The 22350-nt window shown below is 49.6% G+C and carries 29 protein-coding genes; all 29 read right to left on the bottom strand.

Going from position 1 to position 22350, the window contains the following annotated elements:
* Positions 1-9 precede the first annotated feature (9 nt).
* The 29 genes from AC0YNX_RS17455 to AC0YNX_RS17315 all read right to left on the bottom strand — a co-directional run bounded on the left by AC0YNX_RS17455 (position 10) and on the right by AC0YNX_RS17315 (position 22263).
* On the bottom strand, positions 10-2019 hold the full coding sequence (locus AC0YNX_RS17455; protein ID WP_475816977.1) for a hypothetical protein: 2010 nt from the start codon (positions 2017-2019) through the stop codon (positions 10-12).
* Positions 2020-2021: 2 nt separating this feature from the next.
* Complete coding sequence (locus AC0YNX_RS17450; RefSeq protein WP_475816976.1) at positions 2022-2588, bottom strand: phage tail protein I; 567 nt, start codon at positions 2586-2588, stop codon at positions 2022-2024.
* Positions 2581-3714, bottom strand: coding sequence for a baseplate assembly protein (locus AC0YNX_RS17445; protein WP_475816975.1), 1134 nt, complete (start codon positions 3712-3714; stop codon positions 2581-2583). The genes AC0YNX_RS17450 and AC0YNX_RS17445 overlap by 8 nt, the downstream gene beginning before the upstream one ends.
* 2 nt (positions 3715-3716) lie before the next feature.
* Positions 3717-4040 (bottom strand): GPW/gp25 family protein, encoded by a 324-nt coding sequence (locus AC0YNX_RS17440; RefSeq protein ID WP_475816974.1) that lies wholly within the window; start codon positions 4038-4040, stop codon positions 3717-3719.
* Positions 4040-4444 (bottom strand): phage tail protein, encoded by a 405-nt coding sequence (locus tag AC0YNX_RS17435; protein ID WP_475816973.1) that lies wholly within the window; start codon positions 4442-4444, stop codon positions 4040-4042. The genes AC0YNX_RS17440 and AC0YNX_RS17435 overlap by 1 nt, the downstream gene beginning before the upstream one ends.
* Positions 4441-4830 (bottom strand): phage baseplate assembly protein V, encoded by a 390-nt coding sequence (locus tag AC0YNX_RS17430; RefSeq protein ID WP_475816972.1) that lies wholly within the window; start codon positions 4828-4830, stop codon positions 4441-4443. Before AC0YNX_RS17430 ends, AC0YNX_RS17435 begins: the two co-directional genes overlap by 4 nt.
* Before the next feature lie 17 nt (positions 4831-4847).
* Positions 4848-5876: a phage late control D family protein gene (locus tag AC0YNX_RS17425; protein ID WP_475816971.1), complete on the bottom strand. Its 1029-nt coding sequence runs from the start codon at positions 5874-5876 to the stop codon at positions 4848-4850.
* Entirely contained in the window at positions 5873-6082 is a 210-nt protein-coding gene (locus tag AC0YNX_RS17420) for a tail protein X (RefSeq protein WP_475816970.1), read from the bottom strand. The genes AC0YNX_RS17425 and AC0YNX_RS17420 overlap by 4 nt, the downstream gene beginning before the upstream one ends.
* Entirely contained in the window at positions 6079-7917 is a 1839-nt protein-coding gene (locus tag AC0YNX_RS17415; protein ID WP_475816969.1) for a phage tail tape measure protein, read from the bottom strand. The genes AC0YNX_RS17420 and AC0YNX_RS17415 overlap by 4 nt, the downstream gene beginning before the upstream one ends.
* Before the next feature lie 235 nt (positions 7918-8152).
* Positions 8153-8470 (bottom strand): phage tail assembly protein, encoded by a 318-nt coding sequence (locus AC0YNX_RS17410; RefSeq protein WP_475816968.1) that lies wholly within the window; start codon positions 8468-8470, stop codon positions 8153-8155.
* A gap of 11 nt (positions 8471-8481) precedes the next feature.
* A complete protein-coding gene (locus tag AC0YNX_RS17405; RefSeq protein ID WP_475816967.1) occupies positions 8482-9000 on the bottom strand; it encodes a phage major tail tube protein in 519 nt (172 codons plus the stop codon).
* Between the two features lie 18 nt (positions 9001-9018).
* Entirely contained in the window at positions 9019-10473 is a 1455-nt protein-coding gene (locus AC0YNX_RS17400) for a phage tail sheath family protein (RefSeq protein ID WP_475816966.1), read from the bottom strand.
* A 2-nt stretch (positions 10474-10475) separates the two neighbouring features.
* The gene (locus AC0YNX_RS17395) at positions 10476-10745 is read right to left on the bottom strand and encodes a hypothetical protein (RefSeq protein WP_475816965.1); all 270 of its coding nucleotides are present in this window, start codon (positions 10743-10745) and stop codon (positions 10476-10478) included.
* Positions 10742-11164 carry a hypothetical protein gene (locus AC0YNX_RS17390; RefSeq protein WP_475816964.1) on the bottom strand — a complete coding sequence of 141 codons (423 nt, stop codon included), beginning with the start codon at positions 11162-11164 and terminating at the stop codon, positions 10742-10744. The genes AC0YNX_RS17395 and AC0YNX_RS17390 overlap by 4 nt, the downstream gene beginning before the upstream one ends.
* Complete coding sequence (locus AC0YNX_RS17385; RefSeq protein WP_475816963.1) at positions 11161-11736, bottom strand: phage tail protein; 576 nt, start codon at positions 11734-11736, stop codon at positions 11161-11163. Before AC0YNX_RS17385 ends, AC0YNX_RS17390 begins: the two co-directional genes overlap by 4 nt.
* A complete protein-coding gene (locus AC0YNX_RS17380) occupies positions 11733-12065 on the bottom strand; it encodes a hypothetical protein (RefSeq protein ID WP_475816962.1) in 333 nt (110 codons plus the stop codon). Before AC0YNX_RS17380 ends, AC0YNX_RS17385 begins: the two co-directional genes overlap by 4 nt.
* Positions 12062-12364 (bottom strand): hypothetical protein, encoded by a 303-nt coding sequence (locus AC0YNX_RS17375; protein ID WP_475816961.1) that lies wholly within the window; start codon positions 12362-12364, stop codon positions 12062-12064. Before AC0YNX_RS17375 ends, AC0YNX_RS17380 begins: the two co-directional genes overlap by 4 nt.
* 18 nt (positions 12365-12382) lie before the next feature.
* Positions 12383-13435 (bottom strand): major capsid protein, encoded by a 1053-nt coding sequence (locus AC0YNX_RS17370; protein ID WP_475816960.1) that lies wholly within the window; start codon positions 13433-13435, stop codon positions 12383-12385.
* A gap of 16 nt (positions 13436-13451) precedes the next feature.
* Complete coding sequence (locus AC0YNX_RS17365; protein ID WP_475816959.1) at positions 13452-13832, bottom strand: head decoration protein; 381 nt, start codon at positions 13830-13832, stop codon at positions 13452-13454.
* Positions 13833-13835: 3 nt separating this feature from the next.
* On the bottom strand, positions 13836-14939 hold the full coding sequence (locus AC0YNX_RS17360) for a head maturation protease, ClpP-related (protein WP_475816958.1): 1104 nt from the start codon (positions 14937-14939) through the stop codon (positions 13836-13838).
* A complete protein-coding gene (locus AC0YNX_RS17355) occupies positions 14923-16536 on the bottom strand; it encodes a phage portal protein (protein WP_475816957.1) in 1614 nt (537 codons plus the stop codon). The genes AC0YNX_RS17360 and AC0YNX_RS17355 overlap by 17 nt, the downstream gene beginning before the upstream one ends.
* Before the next feature lie 24 nt (positions 16537-16560).
* A complete protein-coding gene (locus AC0YNX_RS17350) occupies positions 16561-16794 on the bottom strand; it encodes a DUF6148 family protein (RefSeq protein WP_475816956.1) in 234 nt (77 codons plus the stop codon).
* 6 nt (positions 16795-16800) lie between these two features.
* Entirely contained in the window at positions 16801-18672 is a 1872-nt protein-coding gene (locus AC0YNX_RS17345) for a phage terminase large subunit family protein (protein ID WP_475816955.1), read from the bottom strand.
* Positions 18665-19186: a hypothetical protein gene (locus AC0YNX_RS17340; protein ID WP_475816954.1), complete on the bottom strand. Its 522-nt coding sequence runs from the start codon at positions 19184-19186 to the stop codon at positions 18665-18667. The genes AC0YNX_RS17345 and AC0YNX_RS17340 overlap by 8 nt, the downstream gene beginning before the upstream one ends.
* Positions 19187-19436: 250 nt before the next feature.
* The gene (locus AC0YNX_RS17335; RefSeq protein WP_475816953.1) at positions 19437-19907 is read right to left on the bottom strand and encodes a hypothetical protein; all 471 of its coding nucleotides are present in this window, start codon (positions 19905-19907) and stop codon (positions 19437-19439) included.
* A 113-nt stretch (positions 19908-20020) separates the two neighbouring features.
* A complete protein-coding gene (locus AC0YNX_RS17330; protein ID WP_475816952.1) occupies positions 20021-20746 on the bottom strand; it encodes a putative phage abortive infection protein in 726 nt (241 codons plus the stop codon).
* Positions 20747-21062: 316 nt separating this feature from the next.
* Positions 21063-21194: a hypothetical protein gene (locus tag AC0YNX_RS17325; RefSeq protein ID WP_475816951.1), complete on the bottom strand. Its 132-nt coding sequence runs from the start codon at positions 21192-21194 to the stop codon at positions 21063-21065.
* A gap of 3 nt (positions 21195-21197) precedes the next feature.
* Positions 21198-21803: a hypothetical protein gene (locus AC0YNX_RS17320; protein ID WP_475816950.1), complete on the bottom strand. Its 606-nt coding sequence runs from the start codon at positions 21801-21803 to the stop codon at positions 21198-21200.
* A 1-nt stretch (position 21804) separates the two neighbouring features.
* Positions 21805-22263 carry a hypothetical protein gene (locus AC0YNX_RS17315; protein WP_475816949.1) on the bottom strand — a complete coding sequence of 153 codons (459 nt, stop codon included), beginning with the start codon at positions 22261-22263 and terminating at the stop codon, positions 21805-21807.
* Between the last annotated feature and the right edge of the window lie 87 nt (positions 22264-22350).

The raw sequence follows: 22350 nt of genomic DNA, 5'->3' as shown, positions 1-22350 counted from the left end.
CGCACCTCCTTAAATAATAATCAGCCGCGCCGAGAATAGACGGGTGTTATTCTTGTCCAATCTCAGGCTTAGCTGTGGTTTTGATGCGTTTAGGTACGGCGTGAGATCAATAGAGCGCACTACACGAGAAGACGTGCTGCTTGTGGCTACGCCAGTAATCGGCGCGTCAGTACCAGTAACCGGGGCTACATTGGTAGCGGTAGCGAAGATGAGTGCTTGCGCTGTTCCGGCCGAGGAAGTCAACAAATTCGCTTCCAAGAAAACTTGCCGGTTTGCAATTAAGGCAAAATCGAGCGTAATTCTATGGTCGTATAGGTCGAAGCTTGCTCCTTGCGGGTCCGTAACGGAAGAGCTTGTGTCGGTAGTGCCCGTTCCTTGGCAGTAGCCCGTGCCGTAGAACATCGGAATGTAAATTGCATCAGAACCAGTAACAAGGTATCTCTTAGTATCAAGCCAAGGTACACCCGCGCCGTCTACACGTTGAAGCGTGTAGTCAGAGGCTGTCGTACTGCCTGCTGTCGTGCCTGTCTTCGGCCAGTAAATGCCCTCACTCGGTCCAGCGTCGTCATTCATAATCAGATTCCCGATACCTTTCATATCGGAATTGTTCAAGTCGATAGCAGCCCGGTTATTTGAAGCGCCTATCCATGTATACGTTGCCGGGAATTGCATAAACGCCGTAGGCGTTACGCCGTCCACGTACTGTAGGTTTAGCGTGGTACTTGCTGAGGCGTCGGCGTTATACGCCTTCATCCCAAGCTTATCTGCCGCCCGGTCATGGTATGTGGTAGACCGCAGGACGCCCCCGATTCTATAGAAAGTAGTGGGGTTACTGCTGCCTGTATCATCAAGGTACAAGTCGCCGCTTCCGATGGAATACAACACGGTACCCGTAATAGATCCGTTTACCGATTGGTTCCCCTGGTCAGTTAGGAGCCTCGCCCACGGCGTCCATGTCGCGCCGCTATCGCCCGATGTGCGCGCATATATCGCGCTAGGACTCACGGAGTTGATTAGCGTGAACACCTGCGAGATCCCCGAAGCCGTCCGCTGCTGCACGACGCATACCGCACCAGCCGCAACGGGAACGTTTGTGGCTGTGTTCAAGATGCCGTAAATGCCGGTCGTAATCAAGGCATTCATGTCCCCGCTGTATAAGCTTCCTTTAACCAGACCGTCTGCTGCCGTAAGTGGGAATGACTGTGCCAAACTTATAGCAGACTGTACGAATGCAGCATTGACAGCCTGTGTTGTATTTGTCCCGTTTGCGGGAGTAGGAACCGTAGGTGTGCCAGTGAACGCAGGAGAGGCTAAAGGTGCCTTTAATCCCAAAGCAGTAATTATTGCATTAATCGTCATGGAAGGCAGCGTGTACCAATTACCTGTTCCTGTGATTCTCTTTATTACGTTTGCAAGCTTTGACCATAGCCTAGTAGGTGTGTCGGCACCTGAAGCTGCAGCAACAGTGTCATCAATAGTGCGATTTCCGATTTTGGCATCGGTAACTGATCCGTCAGGGTGATCCAGCACCGCTGCGTTTTGATGCGCTTGGAAGTCGGCAATTGTAACGGTCACTAGCGATGTATCAATCGGTGCAGTCACATTCGTTGCATTTCCCATAATCATTTCAACGTCGATGTATTTCTCGATTGCGTCGCTGCCGCCAGTACCGGCAGCAATGAAATCTGCTGTTCCACCAGCGTTACCGTAGAGGTATAGGATCTCCCCGAGATCCGGATCTTGAGCAAAGACACCGAGCTCGCGGAAATAGAATCCGGTGCCGATAGCGCCGTTGTTCATCTTTGTACCCACAACCGCTCGCCCGCTTGTAATCGTCTTTACCTTAACAATCGGGAGAGACGCCTTCTGGTTAACCAACGCATTCAATGTCTCGATGGCGACCGTCAAGGTTCCATCTCCAATGGCCATTCTGGTGTAGGTAATCGTCCCGCCCGCAGCCAGTTTACCCTGAAGAGCAAGTCCTTTATTGGTTAGCTTAAGTCCGTTAAAAACGCCCATCCTCAAGCTCCTTCCTGTTTAAGCGTAATAAAATCGCCTGTGTGTACTCCGAAACCAAAATAGACCGGCATAGTCGAAAGCTCAGTGAGAACAATCGCCTCTAGGTGAGATCGAGCATTTTTGACTGTGGTGAGTGCCGCAATAAACTGCTGAGCATGCGTGTCCGTGATTGATGTGTTGCTCGAGATCACACGGAACATGTATGGATCGCCACCATACTGGAACCATTCCTCAACTTCGCCGTCACCGAAGACCGTAGTTATGAGCTCTTCGACTACAGCCGGGGTACCTTTGATCTTATGCCACTTATAACTGTTCTTAACGAGATCGCGTCTACGCTCGATCGGCAATGACTGGTCATAGAAATCAACATGAAACTGCCAGGCTAGTTCGTCAGCTTCTTCTTCCGTTAGAGAATCTAGTCGATCAAAGATGCTGAGATTTGCAATCATAGCTGTCGTCGCTTGGTGCTCTAAATCAAGCGCCTTTGCGGCGGCCGCGATTGTGGAGTCGGCAGCCAGGTTAGGCGGCAATAGATCAAGCAAGCTTGCTGCAGAGAGATTAATCATCTATAAGACCTCCATAAGTATGGGTCACCGTGCCGCTTACAACGGCTATCTTCGTGTCGGCCACATCTGCGTATGACGGGCTCGTAAGGTTTACCCGGTGAGCTCCGCCAGCCATTAGACGATATATAAGCTCAGATGGATTAACATCACGACCCAACTTACTCTTTTGCCAAGTGATATAATCCGTCTCAGCTTTCAGAACCGCAGCTTGGATAGCGGCTTCTTCTGAGGACCTGCTTCGCGCGATATAGTACGTGTAATTGATCGAGTACGTCTGTGTGGTTGGGGCAACGACGGAGACGTTGTCAGTAAGCGGCCGGATCTGGCGGTCCTGGAACAATGCGGTCACATCAGCCAACACACCTGATGATGGAATAACACCGCCCGCGAGAAGAGGAACAATCTGCACTGTTCCCGGCGTCGGTGAGCTTACGCCAACATCTACAATCGAGGGATTTGCCGTTTTCGTCCAATAGCGATATGCACCGTCTGGTCCGGCAACCGAGAATGATTCCGGAGACTCATAGATCCGCTGCCTGAAAGCATCGTCCGATTCAATATCAGCTCCGCCGTTACTTGTATCTGTATTGATAGAGGTAGCCACAAATGGAAGATTGCTGTCCACGAGCTGACTTATCTGACCGGCGACGTACCCATTCCCCATGGCGCCAGCTTCAGTGCACGAAGCCACCACATCACCGATAGTGGCACCTATCGCAATTGTTACCGCTCGATCCGTCATAAAGTAAATCTTCGGATCAGATCGAGTACTCACCATCGTTCCTGCTGGAATCGTAATCGTCACTGACTGCGGAGCTGAGAGTGTGAACCTAATTGTTGTTGAAGCCGCAGTCGTAGGGAGCCTCCACGTTTGGCTAAACGCTCCGATATGGTCCAAGATAAGCCCGTTTGCATATTTCAGCAGATTCGCTTTACTCGTCACATTTATCAATGCTCGCTGCTGTACGATCATGGCTGCTAGTGAATGCAAAAAGAGGCGCTCTGGATTCCCCGGGCTTAATACCCGACCAGTCAGCGCCTCATACACCGTAATCATATTGTTCAGTGTCGCCGTCACATCTTCGTCAACGAACTGTATATCTGGCAAGTCGACCAGTTGCTGCACCTTTATGACACCTCGCTTTCAGCGATTTCGAACCGTACGGTAGGAATCAACCTTCCCGTAGTGTGGTCTTCTTCGAAATCAACCTGAGTCACATTTACTCGCGGCTCTGATTGATTAACTGCTCCAGCGACCTCCGTGGCTAGTAGAGCTTTCGCGATCGGAATTGGTTGATCGATAAAGCTGGAGTCAACTCCAAATTCACGATCATAGGGTACCGTGAATTTCATTGTGGTCACGATCACACGGACATTTTGAATTAATTCATCAATACCCGTTGCCCCTATGACTATTGGAACTGGTTCGCTTCCGTTCACCACATACTCCATTATCTCTTCACCCCACTCACATACTCTTCGATGGAGATCTTCATTGTAGCGACTAATATGTTTCCTTTGTTGTCAACTTCGACCCAGCCTTCTTCTAAGCTTGTAATGATCCACAGCCCAACTCCGATAACCTTCCCGCCGACAGTCAACGGAACTGCACGACCGCTGTTCTCTAGCTCACGCAATGCATGCGTTTCTTTGTACGGGTTCATTCCATATGCAGAATCAAACCTCATGCTGAACGAAATCGTATCTAATCCTTGACCTACTCTCTGGGTCAGCGGCTTTCCGCCAAGAACATCATGTTTCGCCCATCTACCGGCAGTCTGGCGCGTTAAGTCTGCAAACGTCCGAATCTTTTTATCGGTTACCAGAAAAGCGATTTTACCGAATGCTCCGATCATGGCAGCGCACCTCCTGGATAGCTGATTGAAGAAGCGCTTATATGGTCAACCGTGAGTCCTCCGGTTATTTCTACGCCACTTGCAGTGTGAATGCGTAACAATCCCGCTGAGCGATCGAAATAGACGTGACTCCCATCCTCCAGCCAAACACCGCTGTACGCCGCATTTGAAGCAGGAGGAGCTTGAGATGCATTGTAGAAGGTTCCAAGTACAAAGCCGGTGCCTAAGCGATCCCCCAGAAAAACACAGAGCACACGGTCATTGACTTCCGGCATCCAATAAGCACCTGCTTGTACAATGACCGGGAGTTCTGCACTCACCTGATCGTCTCGATCGGGAAATGCGACGCGGACCGTCCCAGCAGCTGGGTTAACAGTCGATACCACACCTTTACGAATGTATTCTACCAACCCAGCACCTTCCTTACCTCAATCTGAGTTCTGTAACCACCACTTCCGTCGACTGAGTGAGTCGAACTCTCAATGATGTATTTTCCGTCGAACCGATGCCAACCAACCAGGTTAAGTGTCAAGCTCGCGGAAAGTCGTGTATCGCCAGGCAGAGACAGGCTACCACGACCGAATTCCTTATTCTTCTGTCGAAGCCGATTCTTCGCAATCCTCAGCGCTTCTGCTCGAGACGATGCCGCTTCATTCACCTTAAGCATCGGTCCACTCTTCGGAGCGCCCGGTGGTACGTAAGTGACACTCAGATTTTTATCAGATTTCGAATCCATGTATGTTAATTGACATGCTCGATATGCTGCATCAGCTGTACTCCAAGAAAATGAATATCCGGTACAATCCGTTTTTCTAAGATTAAGAGCCGGCGCTTGTTCTTCGTACTTATGTTCGTCAAACAGTACCAGTTTGCCCCGAGCTACTTTTATTGCTATTCCTTCTTGGCCGCAGAGCTCAACAAGAAATGCAAAGTCAGTCTGATTCGACTGATCCATCCTTTCGTACGAAGGATTGTCAGATATCTCATACATCAGCTTCAACTTCGAACGCGCAGCGATGTCAGCGGCTATCTTCTTCAACGTGACTTTCTCCCATGACCGGTTATAACGTTCACGATGGCCGCCGACGCCTGCTGGAATAGATAACGCTTTGATGGTCACCTGATCCGGAGGTCCGTTAAGATCCAACGAGTCCACGTCAAATGTACCACAAGGAAAGATCTCGAATTTATTCGGTCCCGCCCAATTGATCGTCTTTATACGGGCATCGATCGAATCCCCCTCGCTCGGGCTCCAATCTCCCTGCCAAAGTTGATTTCGATCTTCTAGTGAAATTTGCAGATCATCTATTTGCCCGCTTGCTGCATCCCTGTAGGAAAATGAGATGAGCGATTGGGCCAACTCGGTCGATATGTCCTTGCCGTTGTAGGTGACTGTCAAAGCTACTCGACGAGCGTCCTGTGATTGCGTCATGTCCCATCACCGCGCTTCCAGGGCGGGAGAATCGAAGTGAAATCTTCCGGCTCAGCTGGCGTCTGAAGCTTGATTCCACCATTAAATATCACTGTAGATACATGAACAAGATTCGAGCTGATCAGTAGCGGAACTAGCGTTGATTTGCCGTAAACTTTAAAGGCGATACCATCCCAGGTATCGCCTTGAATCGTCGTATAGGTCATTGCGCCAAGTTCACCCGCTTCTGGTTCTGATTGTAATTTTTCATTTGCTCTGCAAACCTTTCTCCACCCGTCTTGGTTGCTTCCTCAATGGCAGTTTTGTCAACCGGCCCGTTAAAGGTTTGCTTAGGACTGTAAATAAAAGTGTTCATATTCGATGCAGGCGGTTTGGCCGTCGGCAGCGACTTACTCTTAAAAGGATCAGCAGAATTACTGTACTGCTTAATGGGATCTGTTGAATACGCTTGGCTCGTACCACCGATAACAGTTTTGTTATCGCCTTTGTCTTCTTTCCAGATCCAATCAGGAACAAACCAGTCTACAGCGCCGCTGAAGTCTCCCTTCAGTAAATCACCCAAGTTCCACCAATCCGGTGTCATCTTAAACAGGAAGCCGATTTTCGATGACTTCAACCCGTCAAACATCCCTTTGCCAAGGCTAGCTCCCATATCAGCCCCAACCTTAGCCATCTCCGGAGTTGTGGAATCAAGAACATTAATCATAAAATGAGCAACGTTCTCTGTTACATTCTCCAATGAATTACGACCTGAAGCAGCCCACCAAGCGTTAAACGTCTGCATTACGTCTGAAAATATGAAGTCCACCTTACTCTCAAGTGTTGGAAGGCTTCTAAATTCAGGGTTTTTAAAGAAATGATCGTTCATATACTTTGTTGCAGTATCAGTCATCCTTTGAATTGCATCTGTTATTTCCGGTGTATATTCCGTTACGAGGTCAGCCGCTTCGCTAGCTGCATGCTTAATAACAGGCATTAAAGGTGTCAATCCAGATATTTTCAGTGTCTCAACAGCTCCATTGAACTGCTCGACCGCACCAGCTGCATTGTCCATCTTCGTCTTTGCGACATCGAGAGCGGTAACGTTTGACATGTCCTTCTGGAACTTCTTCACGCCATCTGAACCTGCTTTGAAGAGAGTAGAGGCAGCTTTAACACCGTCTGTGCCGAACATCTCCATCATCTTATCGGTACGCATTTGCTCTGACATTCCCCCGAATGCCTTGTGCAGCACCGCAGCGATTCCGGCGATGTCCTTGATCTTTCCCTTGTTGAAGAACTTGTTCGCTTTACCAACGCCGATCCCCAGTTGGTTGAATAGTTTTGTTGCCTGCTTCGTCTGCGGCTGCAGGTACATCAGCATGGACTTGAAGCTCGTGCCGGCGTCAGATCCGCTCTTCAAACCATCGTTAGACATGAGTCCAATAGCAGTGTTAAAGTCTCGGAAGGATAGGCCAGCCATGTCAGCCACAGCACCACCGGACGCAATAGCATAGCTCAGTTCATGGACATCGGTCGCTGCTGCATTCGCCGTTCCAGCCAAGATGTTCGAGACAGTCGCCGCGGCCATGCCGTCCTTTCGGAATGCGTTCATGGATGTAGACATTGTCGCTGCGGCTTCTGCAAGATCGAGCCCGCCGGCTGTCGCGAGATTAAGAGCCGCCTCGAGTCCGCCGGCCTGCACGGCTGCCGGCGTTAGGCCCGACTTGAGAAGTTCTTCTAGCCCTTGCGCACTTTCTAGCGCGCTATATTTCGTGTCTGCACCCATCTTCAATGCAAGACCTTGCATCTTGCTCATTTCAGTTGCCGATGCTCCAGTCAGGGCTTTAATCGTCGACAATTCCGATTCAAAGTCCATAGCCTTGTGTAAAGAATCACCGATTATAGCACCTGTTGCGACTACACCACCTGCGATACCAACTCCTGCTGCCAGGCCAGCAGCTTTACCAATCGACGTTAAGCCTCTTACGATTCCCTTTCCGAAACTTCCACCTGTACCCTGATTGTCGATGCTACGAAGCTTTCGATCTAAAGAATCCACCTGGTGCTCAGCTTGGGAGAAAGTACGTGAGAATCTAGACTCGAGTTCGGCATTGAGTTTAAATGCTAATTCGTAATCTCTTGAAATAGGGACTCACCTCGATTCCCATCTGTGAATTTATTGGTCGCCTCAACCCAGGTGTTTAGCTCAATAACAGGTAAGCTCAACCAGTACGGAATAGGCGTGTGGGTGACGACAGATAAGGAGACAATGATCTCGCGAATGTTGCCGCACCCTACATCAGCAAAAAATCCTGAGCCCTCAATGTGACGAGCGTGAAGTCCTTTCCTGGTAAAGCATGCAGCAATTCAAGAGGTACATCTGCAGCTGCAGCTACGATGTACAGCTGGTAAGCCTTTGACATTTCCTTTACCAACCCAACACCGCCCCCGGTATCCGTTAGGAATCGGCGTTCTGCGGTCAAGATGTCTTTTCCGGTTAGCTTGTCGAAGTCGAGTACCAGTTGCGTAATTTCCTCTTCTTCAAAAACAAACGGCCGACTCAGGGTATAGACCCTTTTGTCGGCCGTTACATTGGCGTTTTCATTGCTCATTAATTCATCCCTCACAATCCCAAGTTTGCTCGCCGTTTAGCGAGGTAGTCTACGCCATTCACGATGAAGATATAGTTCAACTTATCGAGTTCGATCACTGTTTTACCGTTCACCATCTGTTTGATGTACAAGACCTCTAATTCATTGACACTATCAGTCGTTGCATTGACCTCCATCTTCCCGGGATCATACTTCTTAGGAGTAGCCCGGACCGTTACCTTCACTGGAATTTCTTCATGTTGTCCAGATACATTGTTGAACACCTGGTTTACGCCTCTGAAATCAAGTGAATGTACTACAGGTGCCAGCAACTGTGTCGCAACTGCTTCAATCGTCCGCCATGTAATTCCACAAGACATCGCCGCAAAAAGACCGATTGAGGGGCTATCAATTTCACCAAGAATACCTGCCCCGGATAATGTTGTAGTTAATGCCTCGTAACTTGGCAATGTTACGTCTACAACCCCGAGGAAAGTACCGCCATTCAGATAGGCGGAAAATGCAATTAACTTCTCAGGAATTTGTTTCAATGGTTATGTCCCCCTCCTTTAGGCTGCAAAAAGAGCCTGAAGATATTGAAGATCGTACTCAAGCTTGAAGCTGATTTGCTGCGCTGGTCCCGGCGGGGTAACGTACAGATGGAAAGTAATCTTGCCGTTCAGTAGATCAGCATCAGAGTTTTCCGATTTTATGAATACAACCCTACCTCCCAAGAGCGCGCCGCTTGCCTGCAAACCATTCAGCCAGACGTTAATCGAGTCGGTTACAGCCTCAATTAGCCGCGTATTCAACGGATCATCTACGTATTTCCAGTAGGTAATGATGATCTGATTGGCGAGCCAGCTGAACATTCTTCGCACGGGGATGAATGCCTTAACTGGGTCACTCTCAAGAGGGAACGCCGCTGTACGATTTCCCCAGCTGCGAAGTCCTCCCACGAAGTTGACAGCTGTAATGATGCCTTGAGCGTTAAGATATTGTGCCTGATCCGGAGAAAGATATAACGGACTACCGCTAGCCTGCACTGTACCGTCGATCTTCAATGTTTGATTTGATGGAGAAACGAATGGGATGTTGCCGTTTGCAGCATCCAGCTTGCAGATAACCCCGGCAAGGTGCGAAGAGTAGTTATAGACTTTGCCACCTAATGAAAGCTTCGGATACCCAGCAATCTGATATTCCGAATTCAGGTTGTTTCCCGATTTCCATGCGGGAGCATCGCCGTACTGTTCAATAGCTTCTACATCCAAGTCTACGAGGGACTCTGCCTTGAAGTGGCCGTTAATATTACTAGCTTTCGCGGTCATAACCGCTGCGACAAGCGGGTCAGTAGAGAAGCCAGGCGCTAGCACCAGAGATGGAACAATTCCGAAACGCGGGAAGACCTGATCCAATAGCTCCAACCCTGTTTCCTTACCGGTGGTTGCGTCAACGCCACCAATAATCTCAGTAGCATCAACTGCTGATTGATCCAGTTTGTTATAACCAATCTTGAGGGTAGTGACACCGGAAGGAATAGATCCACCGTTTTTAACGGTAACGACTAATTTCCCGTTGGCGTTGTAGCTCAACGAGTAGTCCGTGTTCAGATTAAAGGTGGCCGCTCCAGCCTGGTCTTTTACAATGATGCCAGCCTTGAGTACTCCTTCGACATTGATTGTTACAACACCATTCGATACAGCTGTGTCTACGGGAACCACCGTGCTCTTCTGGACCGTCGGATCAAGTACATTGACCAGTACAGCAGTCGACTGATTGTATTGCCTCCAGAAGGCGTCCATGAACTCGCAGAGCGTAAAGCCTCCCCAGTTATCGCTGTAACCGAATGCGTTAACAGCTTCCTCGAACGAATTCACGAGAATTGGTTCATTCACCGCCATTACGCTGCGAGCGGAAAGGTGCACTGGCGCGGTGCCGAATACGACTGGAATTGTAGGTCTAGGAGTGTCAGCAACTTCGATCGTAATCGGCACCTCAGTAACTTGAATACCGTGTTGTTCCATGATCAGACTCCTTTCAATTTTTCATAGATGATGTGCTGCGGAGTGCCGACTTCCTGAATCAGCTCCCTCATGGAGGTCAACTGGTCCAGTGGCACAATCATCTCGGTAATATCCGGGTTCGCAGCGATGATGTCCGATAAGTGAACCGGTATGCCATTCCGAAATATCTTGAATTTCGGAAGACGTCCGTTTCTAAGGCTTGGTCCGACGTATATTTTCTGCGGTTGGTGCGGCTGTTCAACGACTTCAGCATCTTTTTTCCGATTACTCAAATCCCTTGCACCTCCTCAATAATGGTTGGGAGTGACCACCGCATCCGAACCTCGCCAAACCATTCCGGCGCAGGCTGCTCTTCATAGAACTCCCAATCGTACGATTCGAGCCGCGCGAACTCCAATGTGCGTTTCTTAAGTAACTCAGCCCGGACCTGTTCCATGGTGTGAAACACATCCCATGCACCATCCGTGTATTCATCTCCCTGGGCGCCGAACAGGAAGGAGATATGCGTGCTGCCTTCGTCGATGTCGCTGCCCTTATGTGGAGAAATGATAATGAACGGCAGCCGGTTCTGCCCCGCCTTAACTGAGGTTTCAGTCTTTTTCGGCAACGCGAATATATGAACGTCAGCTTGGCTACCTAGCAGCTCTTGCACACGTTTTTGGAGCAATTTGATCAGCAAGATCGTGGTCACTTCACCAACCCTCCTTTCTCAAGCCTTCGGTTCAGTTCATGTTCAAACCGAGCTGCCACTTCTTTGTCTGCCACTTTCACTAGCGCGTCCAAGACGCTTGGCTCATTGACCATTACCGGAGTAGCTGGACCGTACACCTCTTTAATCGGCAGCCGTTTCCGCCCGACACGCTTAAACACACCAACATGCCCGCCGCGGCCGACTTTAGCTATGAAGCCACCTTTCAGTTTCTTCACGCCGGGCTTCCGCACACCGGCTTTAAGCGCCTTTGGCGGACGCTGCCCGCGAGCGAGGGGCTTCTGTGGGTTCGATCTGAACTTGATAAGCGGAATGTTTCGACCTTTCCAGACGACAGCCGTGCTCATCGAGCTGATGCTTCCTCGTCTGATGGTGACGTTCTGGCTGATGTCCTTTGCCTTGGCATAATACTTCTTTCTGACCTCGCGGCCCGCTTCCGTCTTCACGCGTTGAGCAGCACGAGTCAATGCGGCGTAGTATGCGCGCGGAATCGTCTTCTCCGTGTTCTTGATGATCTGCGTCGCCAGTTTTAGATTCGATTTTGCCCGGATCATCCTGAGTACGACTCCAGCGTTATCTTGTAGAGGCCGTCTTCGTCCGCTACGGTCGCAATTGTGAAGGAGACGCCATCGAAAACCAACTCCTGATCCTCTTCCGGTCGGTACCCCATCTCGAGAGGATCGACGAAGAAAATCACTTGTCGAACAGAAACCCCCTCAGAGTATGAGGGGGCGTGTGCGTTATATATGTGCTTCCCTTGCTGGTCGGTATCGACGAGAACCCATAGCTGGCGACCGTCGATGGTGTGCTGCGTGGCGAACTCGTCAGGATTAAGGAACGTTGAGTGAGCGTCTATGGCTAGCTGCTCCTTAAAGCTTGTCATCTGGTTTTCTTCTTATCGTCGACCAATGGGACATTTGTATCCGGTCCACCATCGCTGCCGGTAGCATCCCCATCACCTTCGCCACCATCTGCTGGAGGCTCTCCGTCATCATCACCGCTTGGAGGATCCGTTTCCGCATTCAGCTCAATATCAGCAGCGGTACCGTCGATATGCCAGCTGCAATAGCCGCCTGCTACCAAGTCTTCCGCATCTCTAGAAGACAGCCCTGAGATAACTTCCCCAGGGCTGTAGATTTGATTGCCGTCGTCGACTTTGCCTCGAATTACGATAACATCCATGAAGTTCAATCTCCTCTCTTAATACACGTCCGCTACGAGCCAGCCATCAATATCGTCCGGAACAGGAATCGGACGAGATGTCAGTCGAATCATGCGAGCATCAGCGCTGTTTTCAGCCCAAGATTTTGGAATTCTAACACCTTGATAGGTATAGAACTGACCGTCTTCCTCCATCTGAGTGACAGCACCGTAAACGAAGGTGCCGAGATTCGGACGGCAAAGGATTACTTGATCGTCTGGAATGTAAGGTTGTTCCACGCCGTTGTCGTCAATGAACCAGTCGTCATATGTGTAGAGTTCCAACCCGAGGCCTGGCAACTTACCGCAGTACGTCAGCGCTTCGTCCTGAACGCTTGGATTCATGAGCGCGAGTGTTGCGTTTTGTTGATTCAGCATCGTCGCAATTTCAGGATCATTACGGAATTTATCCCAAGCGCCTTGGCCAAAGATAACCATCGTCGGAGCTGATCCCGTTGCCTTAATGACACTGAGTCTCCAGTCTCGGAGTTGCCCGTATTTTTTACCGTTCGAACCCGCATCATCCCATTTTGCTGTGCTCGTCAGGACTACCTTTTGAGTAAATCCGAAGTCGATTTGATCGTCAATCCATTCGGCGTCAAGTTTGTCGATGAAACCTTTCACAATGATCGGCTTGCCGAGCAGTAGCTCGCGAGCCATCCACTCAATCCGGCGTGAAATCATATCATCGAGTTCATTCAAGTCATTTCCAAGCAGCTCCGCCTGCCTTTGAGCCGGTGTTCTCTCACTGAACACATTCTCGCCAATCCCACGAGTAACGAGGTCGTCCATGGTGAGCACACGTTGAGGAGCAATTTTTGGTGCAGTGTACATTTTTGTTTTGAAGCCATCACGAGCAACGGTGATTCCACCACGGCGTGGAGCGACGAATGGGGCCATTGGACGCTTACCTTTTTTGTAATCAAAAAGCACATTCTCTGTCACGAACGTTTTCGTTCCTGGGAAGAATGTGCTTGAGAAGAATTTGCGAAGAGGTAGCATTTTACGAACGGACTGAAGCATTTGAATCGTTTTGTACAGATCAAGATTCATAGTATCAATCGCCTCCTTAGTAGTTTTGGACATCTTTAAGGAAGATGCCCTTTGTGCGAAGCATTGCTTCGTGATTGGCTGCTGTATCAGTTCCACCGAAGACAAGAGACTTGCGGTTGAACTGGCCGCTGATGTACGCCGACGTCACAACATCTGCAGAAGTAGTGTCAATATCGTCTGTGAGGATGCAGTCAGCTGTCTGGCTGCCGTCGCCGTTTGCGCTATTAACCTTCTTGCCTTTACCTGTTGCAGTTACGATGCCGATTACTGTGCCACGCGTCAGAACGCCTTGACCTGTCAAAATCGTAATGCTCCGAATGTCTCTTGGGTGCGTCGTTCCTGCAATCAGCTTGTCTGGTGTAGTGGATCCTGCATTGTCATTCCAAAGGTTACTCATTCCTTATTGCCCCTTTCTGTTTTGGTTTGCAGCTGCTGCCACCATGTCGATAAGTGCTTCATTCTCAGCTTTCTTTGCTTGATCTTCAGCTGTCACCGTACCCGCTTTTACACCGTTGTTCGCATTCAGTTCATCTGTGCGGTCATTCAGGTGCTTGATGCCTTTACCGGCATCAGCTTTCAAAGCTTGGAACGCCAGCGTTTCCGCAGATACCGGATTCACGTATTTGGCATTCTCGACGAGGTCGTCCGCGATAGTGTTGGCGATTTCGTCGATCGACTTGATGCGGCTGCGCTCTTGCTCGGCGCCTGCATTAATCACTTGCTGATAAATGTCAGGATGTTTAGCTTGCAATTCATTCATATCCATTGGTTCTTCTTCCTCCTTTGTAGTGTGTTCTTCTTGATTCTCCAAGCTATTAAAAACCAGACTTCCCTGCGGAATGAACGCAGACAGGTCAAGGCCTTCAACCTTACCGCCTTTAAGTGCAGCTGTGACAATAAAGTCGCGAATCTTCTCTTCAACCTGCAGAGGAATTTCTCCACTAATGCTATTTGTGACAGCAAGCAAAGAGTTATCGTCATCGAACAGAATTCCATCGGCAAAACCTAGCCCGATAGCCTGCTGCGCGTTCATCCAAGTGGTCTTATTCATTAGGTCCAGCAACTCATCGGTTGTTTTGCCCGTCCGAAGACGATACGCATTGGTGATTGCGACATCTGTTCCATGGAGCATGTCAGTATTACTTGAATGGGCGTTTTTGTCGCCACTCGTCCAAGTTGAAGCGTTGTGAATCATCAACTGGGCAGTAGGAGACATCTTAATTTCGTCTGCGGCCATCAAGAAAAAGGAAGCAGCGCTCGCAGCCATACCGGTGACCTTGGCTGTCACTTTGCCCGGGTACTCTTTCAGGATCGTGTACACCTCAGACCCTGCTGTAACGGATCCACCAGGAGAGTTAACATATACCTCGACCTCATCACCGCGGGCATCGTCCAACTCTTTTGTTAGCCTAGATGCACCGATGTAGGGCATACCTAGCCAATCGTAAAGCCAAGAGCTTCCGTCTCCGATAACCGGACCGTTAAGCTTAATCTTCTTCGGCATTATCTTTTTTCACCTCCTTCTCAGAGTTTCCACCCTTCGTCGACGGTAGAGGTATAACCCCGACTGCAGAAAGAGCTTCATTCTCAAGCTCAAGTTGCTGAACGTTTGCCCAGAAGTCGCTACCATTTGTCTCGATAGCCTCGCGCTCCCGGGTAGAGAGACCTTGAGCTATCCGCAATCCAGCTGCGGTTGCTTCTTTAACTGGATCAAGCTGACCAGGTGCCGGACCATTCCACTCAGCTTTACTCCATGCCTTCCGGATTGCCGGGTCATTAAAAAAGCCCGGTGCATGAATGCGGCCAAGTGCGATCGCCTCGGCCAGCCACTCCTCATACACGGGCTGACAAAACTCTTTCGCCGTCCAAATACGGCGCATCCGGAACATCTTCCATGCTTCCAGCAGTGCAGCGCGACTGGCGCTGTAGCTCGACTGGAAGTGTTTCAACAGTAGTTCGAACGGTATCTCAATGGCTGCGCCGACCATCCGGCACATCGCGCTCACAAACCCGTCGAAGTTTGCATTTGGGCGCTTTGGGTCCGCGAATTGAGCTTCTTCGCCCGGCTGCAGCACATTTATTGCACCGATACCCATCTCTAAGGAATTCGGGTCACTTGGAGCAACCTTTTGATCATCCGAAACCATCGATCCGAGCGGTATATCTGAAGATGGACCTTCAGATTTGATGAAGACTGTGAACATGGCCGAGATAACGGCTGCCATAATCTCAGCTTCTGTGTACCTGGTGATTTGTTTCAGCGTCTCGATTACAGGCGCTAGGAGCGGCACTCCACGGCGTTGCTCCGCGCGATCGGATTCGAATAGGTGCAAGACGTTCGGTCGCCCTGTAGAAGCTCCAAATGCCTCTATTCGCTTCCACTCGCGAAGAGGTGATACCGTGTAACCTACTTCCGTAGGATGCATGTTGCAGACATGGTAAGCGACCAGTCCGCCGGCGGCATCGATCTCCACACCAGAGATAATCCTATTTCCACTCACAGCCTTGCCCTCGATGCTATCACCCAGCACACCTGATGCTTGCGGAGTGCTGATTCGATCTGCCTCGATCAAATGGAGGCGGAGTCCGTACGGCTGCCAAGGTGTGCGCTTGTCAGTCCGGAAGAGCGCGAAAGCATCACCGTTCATCAGCATCCCGAGGAACGCGACGCCTTGCTGATCATAGAAGTCGTTCATCCGAATAGCATCCGAATGCTTGGACTCTGACCAAATCGCAAACTCACGCTGTACCTTTCCAGCCCACTCATCAGCCTGAGTTGGAGTCATCCCGAGCACGACGGCGTCAATGTTTGGCTTCAACCGCAAGCCTGGACCAATTACATTTGTTCTGGCTGTCTTAAGAGCAGCAGCACCGATTGGTCCGTTCATGAACAGATCTCGAGAACGGGCACGAAGGGTATCCAATGAGCGGTCAATATCCTCTTTTGGACTGGCCGAGCTTGTTATCCATCCCCGCATGCTCTTCTTTGTTTGCGATGCTCCGCCCTGATCGTATCCGTTTATCACCTTGTTAACTTCCCGAGCTGCCGCGCGACGCATTCCAGCTTCCGGGTTGATGTAAGTAACAACTCGATCAATCAAATTGATAATGACCACCTCCTTCCGTTAAAAGTCCCGCGGTATGACACCGAACATCCGATTACGTCCACGGCCAGCTGCCTTTGACTCTTCGGTAGAAATCTCCCGCTCCAGATACCTGATCATATCTGCAACCTCTTTAAGATTAGCTCGTGTGAGGCGACGGGTGCCGATTGTGTAATCCTGCGCGCCGGATATAATTGCTGACTCACACGAGATATACTGCTGCAGGCGCGTCTGAAGATCATCCAATCTTGCCATCAATAATCACCCCATTTCCATTCCTTTCTTCACAACACCAGCCCTCTTTGCCTTCGGAGCTGGCTGTGGAGCTGGCTGTGGAGCCGGCTCTTTAACCAATAAGCTGTCATAGTGCTTCTTCAACTGCTCGAGCTGCGGATTCGCAATCTCATAGGCTGCCGTCGCGTAATTTCGCAGATCGAGCGGTTCATTCGGCGTACCAGCGACTTTCCGCTCCCAGTGATGCACCGGGCGACCTTTGACGAACTTTATAACCCGGTGCTCAGCAGTCAGGCCGTTGAAATAAGCGCGATCGTATCGCCTCTCCACGTTGTCCGGGAAGTGGCAGTAACCCGGTTGCTCCGGATCCGCGACGTTCAGTCGAGAAGTCAGTGTATCCTTGCCGACGTCGACGCCGATGTGGAAGAGGTAGACACCTTCGTCGTTTCGCCGCTTCGGTCGCATGATGTACGCAATGCCGGAACCACCTTTACCTTTGATCGGCCACACCCGCTTCGCCTCGCGCTGCAGGCAATACTTGTAAACTTCCTTCGTAAAGTGACCGCCAGAGTCAACGCATGCTGTCGCGATCTGCAGCTCAATACCGTCTGCGCGCCGGTAGCTTCGTTCCAGTACCTGATCAAGTTGCTTCCAGACGTATTGTTGACCCGGGTCGCCCATGATCACGCCGTATTGCATGCCCCAGGACTGTGCCTCCAGTCCCCAGCCAACGATCTCGTACTCAAGTCGATTGTCTTGGACGTCGACGCCACAGGTAAGCAGCAGCGCTTCGTTCGGCACATCCGCCTTTTCCTGATACGTCCGGCGGCGGGAGAGCAGCGTGTCTACATCAACAACCTTGCCTGTTGTCTCCCACGGCTCACCGAGGACTGTGTTGACCCAAACTTGAAACATTTCGGGACCATCACGTTTCGCCTCAAGGAAGGTGCGTGCAATATCCGTCCATGATGACCACGGGCTGGAGAGCTGGTTGATATGAAAGCCGCGCCGGCGGGAGTGCTCCTTCTGAGCAACCCATTTGCCTTCACCACGCCGCCATTCCTTTTCCGAGTGGAGCATGCCGCAATGAATGCAGCGGTATTCCGCCCGAGAAACGACAATCTCGTTGCTCTCCGTCGTACTGTAGTCGAAGTCCAACTGCCCGAAGACCAGTGCTTGGTATTCTTCGCAGTTAGGGCATGGGAGTTGCCATTGCTCCATTGTACTGTCGACGTATAGCTTGTAGATCCGTGACGTCTCTTTGATAAGTGGCGTCGAAACGAAGACATGCTTCCGATTATGGAATGTCGTCGTCCGCTTGGTCGCGAGGTTGATTGGGTCGCCTTCGGTACCGGCCGAAGCCGGATAGCGGTCCACCTCATCACAAAGGACGATCCGAATAGGTCGGCTGGACAGCGATGCAGGCGAGTTCGCCCCGACGATCGTGATGTAGCCGCCTGGGAAGCTCTTTTCGCCAATCGTGTTGCTCGAGTCCCGGCTCTTAGCCTCGTGGACTTTGCTCCGCAGCGCGGGACTCGCGTTAATCATCACAGAGAGCCGCTTCTTAGAGAAGAAGTCAATCAGTTTCTGATCCGGCAGCAGGTACATGATCGGCGCAGGCTCCTGGTCAATGTGGAAACCGACCATGTTCAGCGTGCTTTCCGTCTTAGAGACCTGCGCCGAGGCCATGACGGCGATCTCCTCGTAATTCGGGTCAACCAATGTATTCATGATCTCCCGCGTATACGGAGCGCGATCTGTTCGCCAAGGACCGGGCTCAGCGCTCGTCTCCGAAGTGAGAACCCGATTAACGTCTGCCCATTCCGAGACCGTGAGATCGGCTTTGGGCGTCCAGAATCGTGCGAGTTGTTGGAACAGCTTGACTGTCCTTTTATCCATCCGCACCGCCGCCATTATCGGCCGCGAACATCTCCGGCGTGTAATTGACTAGACTCATCAATGCAGCGTTTATTTCGGTCGTCAGCGTCTTCTGTATGACGGCTGCAGGCTCCTGATCGAGCTTTGGTGCGACGCGTGCGGGTACCGCCTGCAGTTTTGTCTTCACCGTCAGGATCATATCGCTCATTGCCCGTTCCACGTCTTCTGCACGGTGAAGCTCTCCACGCATCTCGGCTAATTCAAGAGCAGCTTTCTCTGCTCTGATGCGCATATGCTCTGTCCTATGATCAATCAGCCGAGGTCCGTTATCTTCCTCTTTACCACCTGAGATGTGCTCGCAGTACGCTTGCACCGCATCAGCCAGAATATACTTTCCTGGGCTGGACTGTTTTAAGACGGCGTCTTTCGTTAATTGCCTTATCCACCGTGCTGATTTTCCGACGATGGCCGCCAGTTCACCGGTCTGAACCTCTCGATTATGAAGAGGATCTACTTCCGCCTTTGCTCTTGGCATCGCCGCACCTCCACTTCCGCTTTTGGTAACACTATGTGATGGAAGAAATTAATCGCATTAATTTGAAGCGAAAAACAAAACCGCTCCCGACCTCGAGTGACCGAAGCGGAAGCGGAAGTGATTTTTCAAAATTTTATCTAGCCCTATTTCGGGCTCACGCGCACCCGCATGTCGAAAGGTCCCTGGAAGGACCCATCCTTGTCGAATTTCGGCATTTCGACAGACACTTCGTTCCATGACTGAGAGGATATTAGATTTCCTTCCCTAGATCTAATCGATATGAAGAGATGCTAACCATCGCGCCCTTCATACAACGGTAAAGCTCATGGTAGAACTCATCATTGAAATTCGGATCAGAGTTGTCGTCTATATTATTAAACCGTTCCATAAAGATTAGTGCTTTGGTCGATATCTTCGTAATAGTTTGTTCAAGAATCTTATAAATCCTACTATCAACTTCAATCGATTCTGGTATGTACTTTCGTAGTTTGTCTTGAATTCCATTAGTCCATCCCAAAATCAATTTGAAATCTTGTTTTTGAGCAATATCAACTAGTTCAACTGCTGATGTTGAAAAAAGGTTGCTTACCTCAGTGGAGAGCAGATATCGCTTCTTACTTAGAGTAGGCTTATTCTGATTCTTAAATGACCACCTAGCCACACCAAAAGCTCCTATAGTTCCGATGATGCTACCTGTAAACCCGCCCCAGTCAAATCCCACTGTTACAACCACCTTTTAAATTCCGTTAAATATTCCTACGGAAATAGTAACAGTTTGGTTGCGTATCTGTACATTGGTTACAAATAAAAAGCCGCTCAATTAAGAGCGACTCATCACATATTTGAATCACTTTCCATACGCTCATATCTAGACCGAAAACCGTACTTAAGTAGATCCATACGCCTTCCTTGAGAGCTTGTGAAAATGTAGATGCAGCTGATTTCATCATCACTCAGACGGATATTCAGCAGTTTTGCGAAGACATCTTTCTGGGATTCATCGATATCAGCAACATTAAGAGTATCAATAATGTAGAAGATGATCGTAAAATACGTGTCCAATTGAAGTCGATATCTTTCAATTACTTCTTCTTCCATTGACTCTCCAAAAGAAGTCCTATGTTCTGATACGATTACGTTGAAGCACTTCTTACCATGCCATGTTCTTCCGTCTTCATCGCTTATATGAAACTCATTTCGGAAATCATCAATATACATTAACAACCGCATTATTGTGCTCTCTATTCTCTGCACATTCATTAACTTTCTTTGTTCCTCAAGCTGTGTTGCAGAACGCTCCGATTCGAGAAGCTGAAGTTTCAATTGTTCCGTTTGTTCTTTTTGAACTTCTCGTTGAATTTCTAAATCTTTTCGTTGCAACATAATTGTATAAATGAATCCAGCAAATGCAAGAGTGGAGAAGAGAGTATTTAACGCTCCGAACATATCTCCGAAGGTCCCTCTGTCAGCAGCACCGGTGTCGCCAGGATACACTTGAAACAATATCCATGCAAATAGCCAAAAAAATGCGATCGTTATTACAATGATACCGACGATCATACTTAAATGGTCTTTAAGATCTGGCTTTTGGCTACTCATTAATCAACCCTCAAATCGACAATGTTATGTTCTACGTACTTAGTTACAGAGGCGGTGTTTTAAAACCCCGACACATAATGCAGGCACATAGCGCTACGCTGGTGCATTTCTGCGCTGCGCTTTTAAAAGCATACGCACTTAGTAACTAGAGAGGAAGAACAAGCCCATTATACAAATCGCCGTAATTCGCCGTCAATTACGATTTTCGACCGTTATGTTCATAAACCAACCCAGAACACTCGTTCTCGCTTGATCACGATAGCTCGGCCGCAGTTTTTTATCGATCCGGCACCTCGATGACAAACTCCGTTGCCCGTTCTTCAATGACATTCCAGTTCGTTTCCTGAGTGTCCGGACGGAATGGATAATCATCTGAGCCATCTCCGGTCTTACCAACGGTAACAATCATCTGTCATGCCTCCGTTACGTTGATCTCGTCCCACCTTGCGATAAAGGTTGGTGCACCCGCTTTGTCATAACGCAAACCAACCCTAGTGTAAGCAGCGTACTTCGTGTTTCCCCCTGCCAGTGTATGATTGATCTTCAATACGCCGTTAACATACACTAGGATTTGAAGAGCATTACAGATGACCGTGATTAAATATTCTTGTCCGTCAACCCATGCCATTGCTGCTGATGAAATGCTGCTGTATGTCCCTGTATCATTCTTTGTAAGATCTATTGCAGCACCATTACTGCTCGGAGCTATCTGCAAAAAGTTAGAACCATCTAGTATGCGGAAGAGTAGCATGGGAAAGCTTTTGTTCGTTCCACCATAAGAACCAAAGACCTTGCATGAACATCTAAAATTCCCCTGGCCTGCATCTGCATAAACGCCAGCACCGGCAGCATCGTTCGCGACATATGCTTTCCCACCAATAACGCCCCATGTGCCAAATAAAGACGTCCACGTTTGCCCCGTCTCGGCCTTACCAAGTGTAGTCGCGCTGTCGGCCCGGTTGAACGAATCAGATAGAAGGATACGTCTCCCCGACAAAAGCGATGCTATGTGTCCCATCCTACACCGCCTTTGTCACCAACTGGATCGATCTTGATGCAGTTTGATTCACAGGTATTGCAGTTGTGCCGCTTCTCACCTTTACATAGCGGATGCCAATCCACGAAGACGGCGACACTTCGATATACCGGAGTGCTGCAGCGTTCACGATTTTTTCCACTCCCAAACTGTCGTAGAAGCTATCATACGTTACGCCATCCTCAGACACTTGAAACGTGAGGTTTGCCGCGTCCCATGCTGCTGGCATATGGATACCCACCAACGTTTTTCCTGCCAGATCCACAAAGCCTGACAAATTAGCGCCGCTGGCTATCGTTACTGGCACTTGAGTTGGTGTAGTTCCGACGAATTGTACGTTCCGACTTCCATCTGGATTAATTCCATCTGCCGGATTAACGACCGTCGAGCCATCAGATTTAAACTGTTTTGATTTAATTGGCGTGTTATAGTACTCGTTCACGGTTGTCGTCTCCTCTCTGTTTGAACGAAGAATAACTTAGTTGAATCCGAATTGATCTTAGCCATTTTCTATCTCCTTAGTAACCAA

It is taken from the genome of Paenibacillus sp. J31R98, assembly GCF_056269245.1.
Note: the sequence above shows the minus strand (reverse complement) of the source record. Positions and strands in the feature narration are given on the sequence as shown.